The organism is Streptosporangium sp. NPDC000239 (assembly GCF_040300765.1).
GTDB lineage: Bacteria > Actinomycetota > Actinomycetes > Streptosporangiales > Streptosporangiaceae > Streptosporangium.
On the sequence record NZ_JBEPEI010000007.1, the window covers coordinates 150,338 to 163,701 of the forward strand.

The 13,364-nt window shown below is 70.8% G+C and carries 12 protein-coding genes; 9 read left to right on the plus strand and 3 right to left on the minus strand.

All coding sequences use genetic code 11. The annotated features are described in order from the left end of the window. Window positions 1–106: 106 nt before the first annotated feature. The 7 genes from ABT340_RS19790 (at window position 107) to ABT340_RS19820 (ending at window position 8,006) form a co-directional block, all read left to right on the plus strand. Window positions 107–1,078 carry an amidohydrolase family protein gene (locus ABT340_RS19790; RefSeq protein WP_352012227.1) on the plus strand — a complete coding sequence of 324 codons (972 nt, stop codon included), beginning with the start codon at window positions 107–109 and terminating at the stop codon, window positions 1,076–1,078. Further along, window positions 1,075–2,046, plus strand: a complete 972-nt coding sequence (locus tag ABT340_RS19795) for an amidohydrolase family protein (RefSeq protein ID WP_352012228.1) — start codon at window positions 1,075–1,077, stop codon at window positions 2,044–2,046. Before ABT340_RS19790 ends, ABT340_RS19795 begins: the two co-directional genes overlap by 4 nt. Window positions 2,047–2,295: 249 nt before the next feature. Beyond that, window positions 2,296–3,543, plus strand: coding sequence for a cytochrome P450 (locus ABT340_RS19800; protein ID WP_352012229.1), 1,248 nt, complete (start codon window positions 2,296–2,298; stop codon window positions 3,541–3,543). A 10-nt stretch (window positions 3,544–3,553) separates the two neighbouring features. Continuing rightward, on the plus strand, window positions 3,554–4,630 hold the full coding sequence (locus tag ABT340_RS19805) for a methyltransferase (RefSeq protein ID WP_352012424.1): 1,077 nt from the start codon (window positions 3,554–3,556) through the stop codon (window positions 4,628–4,630). Next, window positions 4,627–5,928 (plus strand): aminotransferase family protein, encoded by a 1,302-nt coding sequence (locus tag ABT340_RS19810; protein WP_352012230.1) that lies wholly within the window; start codon window positions 4,627–4,629, stop codon window positions 5,926–5,928. Before ABT340_RS19805 ends, ABT340_RS19810 begins: the two co-directional genes overlap by 4 nt. 55 nt (window positions 5,929–5,983) lie before the next feature. Beyond that, a complete protein-coding gene (locus tag ABT340_RS19815; protein WP_352012231.1) occupies window positions 5,984–7,279 on the plus strand; it encodes an MFS transporter in 1,296 nt (431 codons plus the stop codon). Between the two features lie 16 nt (window positions 7,280–7,295). After that, window positions 7,296–8,006, plus strand: coding sequence for a class I SAM-dependent methyltransferase (locus ABT340_RS19820; protein WP_352012232.1), 711 nt, complete (start codon window positions 7,296–7,298; stop codon window positions 8,004–8,006). 14 nt (window positions 8,007–8,020) lie between these two features. Here ABT340_RS19820 and ABT340_RS19825 read toward each other — a convergent pair whose 3' ends face one another. The 3 genes from ABT340_RS19825 to rsgA all read right to left on the minus strand — a co-directional run bounded on the left by ABT340_RS19825 (window position 8,021) and on the right by rsgA (window position 11,014). Then, on the minus strand, window positions 8,021–8,695 hold the full coding sequence (locus ABT340_RS19825) for a GAP family protein (protein ID WP_352012233.1): 675 nt from the start codon (window positions 8,693–8,695) through the stop codon (window positions 8,021–8,023). 235 nt (window positions 8,696–8,930) lie between these two features. Further along, the gene (locus ABT340_RS42480; protein ID WP_502992519.1) at window positions 8,931–9,443 is read right to left on the minus strand and encodes a GNAT family N-acetyltransferase; all 513 of its coding nucleotides are present in this window, start codon (window positions 9,441–9,443) and stop codon (window positions 8,931–8,933) included. A gap of 494 nt (window positions 9,444–9,937) precedes the next feature. After that, entirely contained in the window at window positions 9,938–11,014 is a 1,077-nt protein-coding gene (gene rsgA, locus ABT340_RS19835) for a ribosome small subunit-dependent GTPase A (RefSeq protein ID WP_352012235.1), read from the minus strand. A 467-nt stretch (window positions 11,015–11,481) separates the two neighbouring features. Between rsgA and ABT340_RS19840 the strand changes: the two genes are divergently transcribed. Next, on the plus strand, window positions 11,482–12,594 hold the full coding sequence (locus ABT340_RS19840; RefSeq protein ID WP_352012236.1) for an ABC transporter substrate-binding protein: 1,113 nt from the start codon (window positions 11,482–11,484) through the stop codon (window positions 12,592–12,594). 28 nt (window positions 12,595–12,622) lie between these two features. Beyond that, window positions 12,623–13,360: a VOC family protein gene (locus ABT340_RS19845; protein ID WP_352012237.1), complete on the plus strand. Its 738-nt coding sequence runs from the start codon at window positions 12,623–12,625 to the stop codon at window positions 13,358–13,360. Window positions 13,361–13,364: the final 4 nt, after the last annotated feature.

Genomic DNA, 13,364 nt, shown 5'->3' on the forward strand with positions numbered 1-13,364 from the left:
CCCGCCATCCCGGCTCATGGCGTCACCGACTCTTTGCGGGAACGCCGGAGGAGACGAGTATGAGGTTCGAGGAACCGACGGACCGCCCGGCTGGGGCGCAGACCACATGACGGGGCAGCCTACGGACGAGCCCGTCGTCGACGCGCACGTCAACCTCGCCACGGACCTGGCGGTTCCGCGCCGGTTCCTCGAAGAACAGGCGGCCAACGTCCATCACCGGCTGGTCTCCCACGGGCAGCCGGTCAAGCTGGGACGCGTCACCGACCGGCTGCTCGCCCTGTACCAGGATCACGACGGGGATCGGCTCGTCGCGGAGATGGACGCCGCGGGCGTCGACCAGGCGTTCCTCGTCGCCCCCGACTTCTCCCACGTCGCGGACGGGATCCTGTCACCTCCGGAACTCGCCGAACTGCACCACAAGGTGTCGCAGCGCCATCCAGGCCGGTTCAGGGTGTTCTGGGGGGTCGATCCGCGGTCGGGCCCCGACGGGATCGCGCTCTTCGAACGGTGCCTCGACGAGTACGGTTTCGCCGGGCTCAAGCTCTATCCCCCCGCCGGTTACTCCCCGAGCGACCGCCGGCTGTACCCGTACTACGAGGTGTGCGCGCACCGGGGCGTCCCCGTGCTCAGCCACACGGGTCCCGGCTGGGGCCCGCTGGACTTCACCCACGGCCAGCCGCTGATGATCGACGAGGCGGCGCGAGACTTCCCCGGGGTGAACTTCATCCTCGGGCACGGCGGCGTCACGCACGTCGAGGAGTCGACGTACCTGTGCCTGCACCGGCCGAACGTCTTCCTGGACATCAGCCAGTTCCCCGGCGTCCTCAGCTCCGACGGCTGGCAGGCGCACCTCAACCGGCTCTTCCACCTGGGCGTCAACCACAAGATCCTGTTCGGGACGTGCTGGCCCTCCTTCCGGATGAGTGTGTCCCTCGACTCGCTGACCAGGGAGTTCAGGGAGGGGACGACCGTCTTCGCCGGAGTCAGGCGGTCGCATCGCAGGCTCATCATGGCCGGCACCATCCGGCGGCTGGCGGGCGACGACGGTGGGGTGGCCGCCGCGGAGAGGTCCGCGTGAACGCCGGGGCGGGCGGAGCGCCGCCCGTGCCGGTCTACGACGGTCACTGTCACGTGGCGTCGACCGACTTCATCCCAATGAGGTTCATCGAGGACGTCGTGGCGAACGTGCACCGCCGTCTGGAGGCCGAGGGCGCCGCCCCACGGCGTGGCCGGCTCGTTGACGCCTACGTCGCCCAGCACCAGGACCATCACGCGGACCAGCTGGTGCGGGAGATGGACGACTCCGGGGTGGACCGCGCCGTACTCCTCGTGCCGGACTTCACCCTCAGGATGGCCTCGCCACTCACGATCGAGGAGATGGCACGGCGTCACCACGAGATCCGTCTCCGCCACCCGGACCGCTTCTGGGTGTACATCGGGGCGGACCCGCGCCGGGGCCCCGAGGGGGTGGAGCTCTTCGAGAGGCTGGTCGACACCTACGGGTTCGACGGGCTCAAGCTCTATCCGCCGTGCGGCTACTCGCCCTCGGACCCCGGGCTGTACCCCTACTACGAGGTGTGCGCGGCGCGGTCGCTTCCGGTCTTCGTGCACACGGGCCCGACCGCGGGGAGTCTCGACTTCGCGCCGGCGCATCCGCTGCGGGTGGACCAGGCGGTGCGGGACTTCCCCCGGGTGAACTTCGTCCTCGGGCACGGTGGCGTCACGCATGTGGACGTCGCGGCGTATCTCGCGGCCTTCCAGAGGAACGTCTATCTGGACATCGGGGGTTTCGCGGGCGCGGCGACGCCCGGCGGCTGGCCCGCCCATCTGCGTCACCTGTTCCGCCTCGGCCTCAACCACAAGATCATCTTTGGTACCGACTGGCCGCTCAACCGCATCTCCGGCGGGCTCGGACGCCTGGTCGAGGAGGTCGTCCGAGGGCCCCGGGTCCTCGCCGGGCTGCCCCGCAGGGAGCACGCGCTCATCCTCAACCGCAATCTTCTACGCGTCCTTCCTCCGCGGAGCAGGCCCAATGACATGTCCTGAAAGGGAAAACGGAGTCCGGATCCCGGCTTTCGAGGGATCGTCTTTCCGTGCCGGAAGCGGCGCGACATCGGACATTCGGCAGGGCCGTCCAGCGTTTCGGGTTCCGGCGTTTTCAACGTCACAAGAATGGCGGCCAAAGAGGAATTCGGGGTAGATTATGGGCTTATTCTCGTGTTTTTTGGGCGTTGGCCTGACCGGCGGACCGATCGATGGGCACCGGGCGAAGCCCGGACGGGGAGAGCGCGGGCAATGAGCCGACGCAGTCCCACATGGACGGCGGGAGGAGCGGGGCTCGACATCGCGGACCCGCTCCTCTACGTCGGCGACCGGCACCTCGACGTGTGGCGGGAGGCCCGCCGTACCCATCCGATCGCCTGGTGCGAGTCCGAACGCGCGGGGGGCTTCTGGTCGGTCACCACGCACCGGCTCGGCGGCCAGGTGGTCAAACACCCGGGCAGGTTCGGCTCCGCGCTCGGCATGCGGCTCGGCGGGAACGAGGCTGCGGTGAAGGCCGCCTCCGGCCGGATGCTCGTGGTGTCCGACGGCACGGAGCACCGGGCGCTCCGCGCCGCCCACTCCACATGGTTCAACGGCCGGGCGGTCGCGGCACTGCAGCCGGGGCTCGAACGGATGATCGACGATCTCGTGCGGACGCTCCTCGAACGCGGCGAGGCGTTCGACGCCGTCCGCGACCTCGCCGTCGCGATCCCGACATGGCTCCTGTTCGAGATGATGGGCGTCCCGCCGGACGACCGTGACGAACTCGCCCGTTTCATCGCCGTCGCCTTCGACGACACCGACCCCGGCCCCGCCGCGGCCTCGGCGCGGACGGCGGCGCACGCCGGCGTCTTCGCCTACTTCGCCGATCGGCTCGAAGAGGGCAGGAACGCCCCGGGCGACGACATGGTGACCTCGCTGGCCCAGGCGACCGTGAACGGACGCCCCCTGTCCGACGAGGAGGTCATCCTCAACTGCGACGGCCTGATGAACGGCGGCCTCGAAACGACCCCGCACGCGATGTCGGGCGCGCTCCTGGCGTTCATCGAGCATCCCGGCGCGTGGCGGCGGCTGAAGGAGGATCCGGGCCTGATCGACAGCGCGGTCGAGGAGATCCTCCGGTGGACCTCCCCGGCCATGCACGCGATGCGCACCGCGATGACCGACTCGACACTGGGAGCCGCCCGTATCCGCGAGGGCGACCGCGTCGTGGTCTGGTTCCCCTCGTGCAACCGTGACGAGGAGGTGTTCCCCGAGGCCGGGCGGTTCCTGATCGACCGCAGGCCCAACCCGCACATGAGCTTCGGCGGCGGGCCGCACTACTGTGTCGGCGCCGCGCTGGCGCGGATCGAACTGCGCTGTCTTCTGCGCGTCCTGCTGCGGCGCGTCGCCGCCGTCGAGCCCGCGGGAGAGGCCGTGCGTCAGCGGTCGAACTTCCTCAACGGCCTGGAACGGTTTGAGGTCACCATGGTCCCGGAGCTGCACGGCGAGGAGATCTAGCGTGCGACAGATGAACGGCGCCCCTTCGGCGGAGACGGCGACCGAGCCGATCGCCGACATCCGCGCGCTCTTCGACATCTACCAGAGCGGCGTCGCGTGGCACTGCGTGTGCGCGATCAGCAGGCTCCGCGTCCCCGATCTGCTCGCCGGCGGCGCCCGCCCGGTCGCGTGGCTGGCGGCCGAGGCCGGTGCCGACGAGGACGCGCTGCGCCGTGTGCTGCGCCTGCTGTCCGGCCACGGGATCGTCACGTTCGACCCGGTGCCGGATGAGGTGTCGCTCACCGGACGCGGACGGCTGCTGTGCGCCTCGCACCCGATGTCGTTGCAGGCGACGTTCGCGACGCTGGGGATCTCCGACGTCGCGCACGCGCTGACCGAGACCCTCACCACGGGCCACGCGGCGGCGCCCGGGGTCCTCGGCACGGGCTTCTGGGAGTATCTCGCCCCGCGGCCGCAGGAGCAGACGACCTTCGGCAGGGCGATGGTGGAGCAGGCGCGGTTGCTGTCGCTGCCGTGCCTGCCGCTGCTCGACTGGCCGGAGAGCGGGATGATCGTCGACGTCGCGGGCGGCGTCGGCGTCCTGACCGCCGGGGCGCTCCAGGAGGCGCCCGGGGCGACGGCGGTCCTCGTCGACCAGCCACAGGTCCTGGCTCTGGCCGGGCCGTACCTGGAGAGTCAGGGGGTGTCCGGCCGATACGCGCTCCATCCCGGCGATCTGTTCGTCCCGCCGCCGCCGGGCGATCTGTATCTGCTCGCCCGGGTGTTGCACGACTGGGACGACGCCGCGGCGGTCCGGATCCTCCGCGCCGTCGCGAGCGGGGCGCCGAGGCAGGCCCGCCTCCTGCTGTTCGAGGACCTGCTTCCCGAACACGGCGTCCCCGCCTCCCAGCAGAGCTGGAGCGACGTCGCCATGATGGTCCTGTACGAGGGGGCCAGGGAACGCACGCTGACGGAGTATCGGCGGCTGCTGGAACACGGCGGATGGCGGTTCGAGAAGGTCGTCACCGGTCCGCCGGGAATGAGCGTGATCGAGGCCGTCAGAGGTACGGCCCCGGCCGAATCGGACATCGGAGAGGTGAAGCCTTGATCGATCCTGCCGACTACCCGCTGTGGAACAGCCCCACGATGGGCGCCTACCTTCGGACGCTCAGGCCGGAGAGCATGCTGGTCGAGGGACGGGGGGTGCGGGTACGCGACCGGGGCGGACGCTGGTTCCTCGATGCCCGCTCCGGGCTGTGGAACGTCACGCTGGGATACGGCCACCAGGCCGTCGGCGAGGCCGTCAAGAAGCAGATCGACACCCTTGCCTACGCCAACCTGATCGGCTACGGACGGCCCAGCGCGATCTCCGTCGAGGCGGCCAACGCCCTCGTGCCGCACCTTCCCCCCACGATGAACAAGATCCGATACTGCAGCAACGGCGCGCAGGCGGTCGAGACGGCGGTGCTGCTGGCCCGTTTCCTGCACCGCGCCGACGGTGCGCCCGCCCGCAGGGCGGTGTTCGGCCTGTGGAGCGGCTACCACGGCCTCGGGGCCGCCGGAGGCGCGCTCACCGGCATGCCGTACGTGCACGAACAGTCCGGCCCCCTGCTGCCCGACGTCGAACACGCTCCCGGCCCGTTCACCGCGGGGCGGCCCGGCGAGGCCGGAGACCTCGAACGGCTCATCACCTCCTACGGTCCGGAACGCGTGGCGGCGGTCGTCGTCGAACCGGTGGTGGGTGAGGGCGGCCACGTGCTCACCGACGAGTACCTGCACACGCTCGCGGCCTTCTGCCGGGAGCACGGGATCTATCTGATCGTCGACGAGGTGACGACCGGGATGGGCCGCACGGGCGAGTTCACCCGCACCGGACAGGTCGGTGTCCAGCCGGACATGCTCACCCTCGGCAAGGGCCTGAGCGCCGGATACGCGCCCCTGTCGGCCGTGGTCCTGTCGGACGCGGTCTACGAACGGATTCTGGGTCTCGACTACGACCAGAAGTTCCTCATCGGCTCGACGAACGACGGTCACCCCCTCGGGCTGGCCGCCTCCATCGCCGTGGTGGACACGCTGACCGGCGACGGAGTACTGGAGAACGTGAAGCACCGGGGCGCGGAGCTGTACGCCGGTCTCACCGCGGTGGCCGAAAGGCATCCGCATGTGAACGCGGTCCGGGGCACCGGCCTGATGTACGCCGTCGAGATGCGCGGGCCGGACGGTGAGCCCGCTCACGAGGCGGCCTCAAGCCATCTGCGGCTGGCGATGGAGGATCGGGGGGTTCTCGTCTCCGCACTCGCGATAAGCCCGGCTATCATGATCATTCCCCCGCTGGTGATCTCAGCGGACGACGTGACCCAGATCGTGACGGCGCTCGACGAGGCGCTGGAGGAACTCGGCCCGTGATCCGGTGCCGGGACGTGCGAGAAGGCGGGCAGCGAGTGGATGGGGGAGCGGCACGATGAAACTCGGTCTCAAACCGGACTCGGTGGTCCGTAACCGGTCGTTCGCGCTGCTGTGGTCGAGCCAGTCACTGTCACTGGTCGGCACGCAGATCACCCTTGTCGCGCTGCCGCTGACCGCGGTCGTCGTCCTGAACGCGACCCCGATGCAGGCCGGTGTCCTCGGCTTCCTCGAACGCCTGCCGTACCTGCTGTTCGCACCGCTCATCGGCGTGCTCGTCGACCGGGGGAGACGCAGGCCGCTGTTGATAGGCTCCGACGCGGTCAGGGCCCTGCTGCTGGGCTCGATCCCCGTCTCGTACGGCCTCGGCTTCCTGTCGATCGGGCAACTGTTCGTGGTGGCGTTCGTCATCGGCATGATGACGGTCGTCTTCGACGTGTCCTACCAGGCCTTCCTTCCCGGCCTCGTGGGGCGTGGGCACCTCGTCGAGGCGAACGGCAGGCTGCAGATCTCCGAATCGCTGGCCCAGGTGGCGGGCCCCGGGCTCGCGGGCCTGCTGATCGGCGTGCTGAGGCCGCCGGTCGTCGTCGCCATCGACGCGATCAGCTATCTCGTGTCCGCGCTTTCGCTGCTGGGCGTCAAGAGGGACGAACGCCCGGCGCCGCCCCCGTCCGGAACGGCGCTCTCGATACGGGCCTCGCTGCGCGAGGGCCTGGACATGGTGCTACGCCATCCGGTACTGCGCTGGGCGATGATCGCCGGCGCCGTGGGGAACTTCTTCTTCGACGCCCTGACGGCCGTGTTCTTCCTGTTCCTCATCCGTGACGTCGGCACCGGCGCCGGTGGGGTCAGCCTGATCATCTCGGTGGGGAGCGTGGGGGCGCTGTGCGGCGCGTTCTGCCTGGGACCCGTCACACGCTTCCTCGGCACGGGGCGGTCGTTGCTGGTGTCCACCGCGCTGCCCGGGGTGGGGGTGCTCGGCCTCGCGACCGTTCACGGGGGCGGCATCGGGCTGGTCACCGCGGCGGCGGCGAACTTCGTCGTACTGTTCGCGGTCCCGATCTACAACGTCACGATCATCAGTCTGCGGCAGGCCGTCACCCCCGACCACCTGCTCGGACGGGTCGTCGCGACCGTGCGCATGATCTCCTGGGGCGCGCTGGCGCTCGGCTCGCTGGCGGGCGGGGCGCTGGGCGGCCGGATCGGTCTCAGGGAGACGGTGCTCGTCGCCGGTGTCGGACTGTTCGTGCCCACCGTGATCCTGTGGTTCTCACCGGTGCGTCACATGCGCTCCGTCCAGGAACTCTCCGACGATGATCCGACCGCCTCACCGCAGGCCGCCCGCTCCGAGTGACGAGAAGGGAACGATCTTGAGCCCCTACCACGGGTCCGGTCCCGGGGAGATCACCCCGGACGGCTGTGCCGTTGAGTTCTACGACCTCCTGCCGCCGATGGGGGAGGCCGAGATCGTGCACGCGGCTCTGCCCGCCGGGGCGTCGATCCTGGAGCTCGGCTGCGGGACCGGCCGGATCCTGCGGCCCCTGGCCGATCTCGGCCACCCGGTCATGGGGGTCGACGAGTCCCCGGCGATGCTGGAACGCCTGGGAGAGCTGCCCGCCGTACGGGACCGGATCGAGACGGTGCGTCTGGGGCGCGTCTTCGACGCCGTCCTGCTCGCCAGCACCATGATCAACACGGACCCGGCGCAACGCCGCGCCTTCCTGCGGACCTGCCGTGAACACCTCGCCCCGAACGGCACGGCCGTCTTCCAGCGGACCGCCCCGGACTGGTTCGACACGGCCCAGCCGACCGCGCACGAACACGACGGCATCCGCCGCGTGGTCAGAGAGGTCCACCGGGACGGGCCGTGCGTCGACGTCGTCATCGACTACCACGTCGGCGAACGAACCTGGACCCACGCCTTCAGCCGCCACCCCGTCGACGGAGCCGAACTCGCCGGCGACCTGGCCGAGGCGGACCTGACCCTGGGCCGGTGGCTCACCGACGACCGCACCTGGTTCACCGCGACCCCACGGACTCCACGGACCCCACGGACTCCACGGACCCCACGGACTCACTGACTCGCGGGTACGCCTCAGGCCAGCAGGCCGCGCAGGCCCCTGGCGACGAACAGCATGCCGAACACCAGGATCAGCAGCAGGGACAGGGCGCCGTTGTGCCGGATCAGCCAGCCGCGCATCCGCCGCAGTCGCTGCGGGCCGTCCTTGCTGAGCGCGGTGGCGTAGGGGGCGAGCACGCCGAGGCTGCCGATGACGACGAACGCGGCCGCGAGGATCACCTGCCGCCCCGCGGGCAGTGGCACCCGGCCTGCGGCGACGGCACCGCCGGCCAGGGAGGCGAGGTTGACCGGGTTGGCCACGATGAGCACGGCCGCCACTCCGGCGATCCTGGGTTTGGTCATCGTGTCCATCGCGGCGATCCAGCCGGGCACCTTCGGGTCCCTGCCCTCCTTGCGGCGTACGGCCCTGCGAACACCGAAGAAGGCCGTCAGGAGCAGGAGGACGCCGATGACCAGGCTGATCCAACCGGCCCAGGCGGGCGACTCGTGGCCGGTGGCACCGGTGGCGCCCAGCAGCGCGATGAGGGCCAGCAGCACGACCCAGCTCATGATCAGCCAGGTGATCTCGAACAGCAGGGCCTTGGCCCGCCCGTTGGCGCTGATCAGCAACGCGATGACGGCCACGACCGGGAACGGTGAGACGATCAGGCCCAGCGTGTAGGGCAGCATGTCGGCGAACGCCTCACCCATGGTCGCCCTCCCGGTAGGCGATGGCCGCGGTTTCGTTGGAGCGGCGTACGGCCCTGACCCCCAAGCTGCGATTGGCTTACCCCCTTTGACCTGGGATGATGCTTGGCGATCTCGTGAACCTGCCCCATCTCGCACCACGGATGCTCGGCCGCGAAGCCGCTCCGCCGACCTTCGCGACGGGCGAACGGCCCCCAGCGGTGCCGGGGGCCGTTCGCTGCGTTCGAGGAGCGGGAGGTCAGACGCCGAACGCCGCCGGGTAGCGGATGACGCCGCTCGGGACCGGCTGTTCAGGGTTGAAGGCGAGCGCCATCATGTACTTGTCCTCGACGTCGAAGGGCGGGCGGATTCCGTACCCGGAGGCCGGGGTGAAGCCGAAGCGGGGGTAGTACTCGGCGTGGCCGAGCACGAGCACCAGGTTCTCGCCCTGCTCACGGGCGGCTCGCAGAGCGGCGCGGATGGCGGCGGACCCGGAGCCCTGCCGCTGATGGTCGGGCTTGACGGCGCACGGGCCCAAGGTGAGGGCGGGTGAGTCGCCGACATGGCAGCGGGTGAGCAACGCGTATCCAGCGAGATCGCCGTCGGGGGTCTCGGCCAGCCAGGACAGGCCGGGCAGCCACGCCTGCGGGTCGGCTCGCAGCGCCTCGACAAGGTCGGCCTCGTGCGGGCTGGGGAAGGCGGCGAGGTTGATGTCGCGGATGGCGGCGACGTCGCCGGCGTTCTCGGGACGGGTGGTCCAGGAAGAGGTCATGGTCGGGTTCGTCTCCTTGTCCTTCTGCGGATGCAGGACATAGCCGGTGTACCGGTAGTCAGCGCCGTGCTCGCGGCGCATGGTGATCTCTTGCAGGGTGGCCGCGACCGCCCCGCGCATCCCGGGTACGGCCAGGTCGGCCGCGTGGGCGCGCTGTGACAGCGGCGTGCGGTACTCCTCGAACCAGTCGAGGTACGGCTGACGCAGGTCGACCGCGGTGACCTCGGCTCCGGCCTGGGCCGGCACCAGCGAGGAGCGGCCCGGCCCGCAGCCGATGTCCAGCACGCGCGGGCGCGGCGTCGGCGGCCCGGCCAGGGACAGCAGGTGGCGGGCGGTCGCGTCGGAGCCGGGGCCTTGACGTGCCAGGTTGTCGTGCAGGGCGAAGAACGCCGCCACTGTGGGGTCGCCGACCGGGTCGTACGGTCCTCCGGGCATGGTGGTGCGGCCTCCGGGTGGCCGATGAGCGGTCGAGGAGGTCGGTGGGACGCGGCCGGTCATGGCTGCTGGTCCCGGAACCTGTAGGTGGCGCGCAGGTGACTGGTGATGGCCTTCTGCCGGTTGACGCGCTCGTCGCGCAACCGGGCATCGGTACGTGCGGCCGCCCAGGCGTTCTCCCGTTGCAGCTTGCGGTAGCTGTCCAGACGGCGTCCGGCCAGCTCGCCCGCGTCGATGGCGGCCTGAACCGCGCAACCCGGTTCGGTGTCGTGGGCGCAGTCGCCGAAGCGGCAGTCCCGAGCGAGGCGTTCGATCTCGGCGAAGACCTGCTCCAGGCCGTCGGCGGCGTCATGCAGGCTGATCCCGCGCAGGCCGGGCGTGTCGATGAGGACCCCGCCGCCGGGCAGGGGAACCAGTTCGCGGCGGACCGTGGTGTGGCGGCCCTTGCCGTCCTGCTCGCGTACCGTGCCGGTGGCCAGCCGCTCCTCGCCGAGCAGCGTGTTGCCGAGGCTGGACTTGCCCGCGCCCGAGGGGCCGAGCAGCACGGTGGTACCGCGCACCAGCGCGGCCAGCACGTCGATGTTGTGACCGGTGGCGACGCTGGTGACCAGGACGTCCACGCCGGGTGCCAGCGCTTCGGCCTCGGCGTGGACGGCCTCGGGATCGTCGGCCAGGTCCGCCTTGGTCAAGACGATCACCGGCTGCGCCCCGCTCTCCCAGGCCAGGGCGAGCAGCCGCTCCAGTTTGGCCGCGTCCAGGGGCGTGGCCAGGGACAGGGCGATGACGACCGTGTCGACGTTGGCGGCGAGCACCTGTCCGTGGGAGGACCTGGACGCCGACGAACGCACGATCGCGCTGTGCCGCGGCAGCAGCGCCGCCAGGTGCGGTTCGGCGCCCGGGCGCAGCGCGGCCCAGTCGCCGGTGCAGGGCGTCAGGAGCGGGTCGGGCGGGTACGGCGCGGCGAACGAGGCCCGCAGCGGGCCCGACGTGGTGATCGCCGTGCACAGGCCGCGATCGACCCGGGAGATCCGCGCCGGCACGAGGCCCGCTTCGTAGTGCTCGGTGAAGGTTCGGTCGAGTGCGCCGGTCCACCCGTACCTGAACAGGCCGGATGGATCGGTGTACGTGTATGGCAACGTGAGAGACCCTTGCGGAGAAGGGGCCCCGACGAGACGCGGACGTCACCCCGCCTGGCGAACCCGATGGCTCAAGGCTGGGGGAAGAAGTGGGTCAGACCGGGGCCCGGGACGTGAGGTTGGTCCGGGCGCTGCCCATGGCAGCGGTCTTCACCGCGGTCATCAAACCTCACCTCCCTCCCACATCGATCCAATACCGAACGAACGGCAGCCTAGCACCCCGACCAGGGTCAGTTGTACCGCTGCCGGTGAGGTCCACCGTGACCTTTCCTCACCGACGCCGTGGAACGACCGCTCGGACGCGGACCACGGACGTTCGCACACTGGTGCACGTGACGCCGACGCGTTCCGGCCCTGACGGCGGTGGCCTCATCACCCGGGCGCGCCCCGCCGCGTACGATCAGGCCTTGCCACTCCGTGATCCAGGCAAACCGCTCAATGACTCACCGCACAGGAGACGCCAGCACATGAACACGTCATCGTCGTCATCTGGAGCGGAACGGGCCGCCGAGTCATCCATCCGGATCGGCGCTCTTGCCCCGCTGACCCGGCCTGGCTGGGTCGAGGCGGGCCGGCACCTGGTCGCCGGGCTTGAGCTGGCCGTTCACGAGGTCAACGACGCCGGGGGCATCGCCGGAAGGCCGTTCGAACTGGTGGTCAGGGACACCGCGGCCGATCCGCAGAAGGCCGCGGCGGCCGTGGACGAACTGGCCGGTCTGGGGGTGACCGCCCTCGTGGGGGAGTATCACAGCGTCGTCGCCCGAGCCGCCGCAGCCAGGGCCGACGCCCTCGGCCTGCCCTTCCTCTGCTCGTCGGCGGTCCTCGACGAGCTCACCGAGCGGCCGACGGAGTGGGTCGCGCGCCTGGCCCCCGCGCAGTCCCACGGCTGGCGGATCTACGCGGACTTCCTTCTCCGCGCGGGCCACAGCCGGATCGCCGTGGCGGTCCAGCCGAGTGTCTACTGGGCGTCCGGGACCCGCGTCCTGCGGGACCACCTCGCCCCCCGTGGCGGCACCGTCACCGAACTCGACATGCTCGCACTCACCCCCGCGGCCGTGTGCGACGCACTCGTCCGTGACCGCGCGACAGCCCTTCTCCTTCTGGTCGGTCACCCGGAGCCGGCGGCGTCGATCGTCACGTCCGTCCGCCGTGACCCGCGCCTCGGCGAGATCATGATCGGCGCTCCGGCCGGGCAACCGGAGTCCGCCGAGTGGGCGACGCTGCTGGGCGACGACGGCGTCGCGATCCCCTTCCTGCGCTACCTGCCCGAAGTCCTCAGCCCGCTCGGCGCACGCGTCGAGACGGCCCTTCGCGAACGGCTGGCCGAAGCACCCTCCTTCGTGGCCTTCGAGGGCTACGACACGATCGCCGTCCTCGCCGACGCGCTGCGGTCCCACGGCACGGACCGGGCACGTGTCGCCGAAGCATGGCCGCACGTCGCGGTCGAGGGCACCCGTGGGTGGATCCGGTTCTCCCGCACCCCGGGCATCAGCGTCCGGCAGTGGGTCTGGGCACCGGTCCAGATCGTCGACCGGGACCCGGCGGAACCCGGTCGCCTCCGGGTCCTGCACTCCGGCTGAGCCGGTTCTCCCTCGTAGGATCGGCGGCATGGCGACGAGGCTTGTACAGATTGCGATGGACGCCCGGGATGACTCCGTGGTCGGCGGCTTCTGGGCGGAGGCCCTCGGCTGGGGTGTCTCCAGCGAGGGACCCGGCGTGACCAACGTCGAACCCGTGGGCTTCGCCTATCCCGACCCCGCCGCGTTGTACATCGACGTGGTCGCCGTACCGGAACCCAAGACGGTGAAGAACCGCCTGCACGTCGATCTCGCGACCACCTCCGCCGCCCACCAGGCGGACCTGGTCGCGCGCCGTCGGGCCCTTGGCGCGACGTCCGCCGACGTGGGCCAGGGCGACGTTCCCTGGACGATTCTCGCCGACCCGGAGGGCAACGAGTTCTGCGTGCTGGAGCCTCGGCCGATCTACCGGGACACCGGGCCGATCGCCGCGGTGGTGGTCGACTGCGTGGATCCGCGGGCCATGGCCCGGTTCTGGGGTGGGGCGATGGACTGGACCCTGCACGAAGTCACCGACGACCATGCGACACTGCGCTCGGCCAAGGGCGTCGGGCCGTACCTTGAGTTCGTCCGCACGCCCGATGTGAAGACCGTGAAGAACCGCGTCCATCTCGATCTCCGGCCGTACCCCGGCGACGACCAGGCGGCGGAGGTCGCCATGCTGCGAGCTCTCGGTGCCGTCGACGTCGACCTCGGCCAGGGCGGCGTTCCCTGGACGGTTCTCGCCGACCCGGAGGGCAACGAGTTCTGCGTCCTCGCCCCGCGCTGAGAGC

What these genes read in the sequence shown, in the direction of transcription:
- ABT340_RS19790 (WP_352012227.1), top strand. Translation starts at nt 107, where the DNA reads ATGACGGGGCAGCCTACGGACGAGCCCGTCGTCGACGCGCACGTCAAC.
- ABT340_RS19800 (WP_352012229.1), top strand. Translation starts at nt 2,296, where the DNA reads ATGAGCCGACGCAGTCCCACATGGACGGCGGGAGGAGCGGGGCTCGAC.
- ABT340_RS19805 (WP_352012424.1), top strand. Translation starts at nt 3,554, where the DNA reads ATGAACGGCGCCCCTTCGGCGGAGACGGCGACCGAGCCGATCGCCGAC.
- ABT340_RS19815 (WP_352012231.1), top strand. Translation starts at nt 5,984, where the DNA reads ATGAAACTCGGTCTCAAACCGGACTCGGTGGTCCGTAACCGGTCGTTC.
- ABT340_RS19825 (WP_352012233.1), bottom strand. Translation starts at nt 8,695, where the DNA reads ATGGGTGAGGCGTTCGCCGACATGCTGCCCTACACGCTGGGCCTGATC.
- ABT340_RS42480 (WP_502992519.1), bottom strand. Translation starts at nt 9,443, where the DNA reads ATGACCTCTTCCTGGACCACCCGTCCCGAGAACGCCGGCGACGTCGCC.
- ABT340_RS19840 (WP_352012236.1), top strand. Translation starts at nt 11,482, where the DNA reads ATGAACACGTCATCGTCGTCATCTGGAGCGGAACGGGCCGCCGAGTCA.
- ABT340_RS19845 (WP_352012237.1), top strand. Translation starts at nt 12,623, where the DNA reads ATGGCGACGAGGCTTGTACAGATTGCGATGGACGCCCGGGATGACTCC.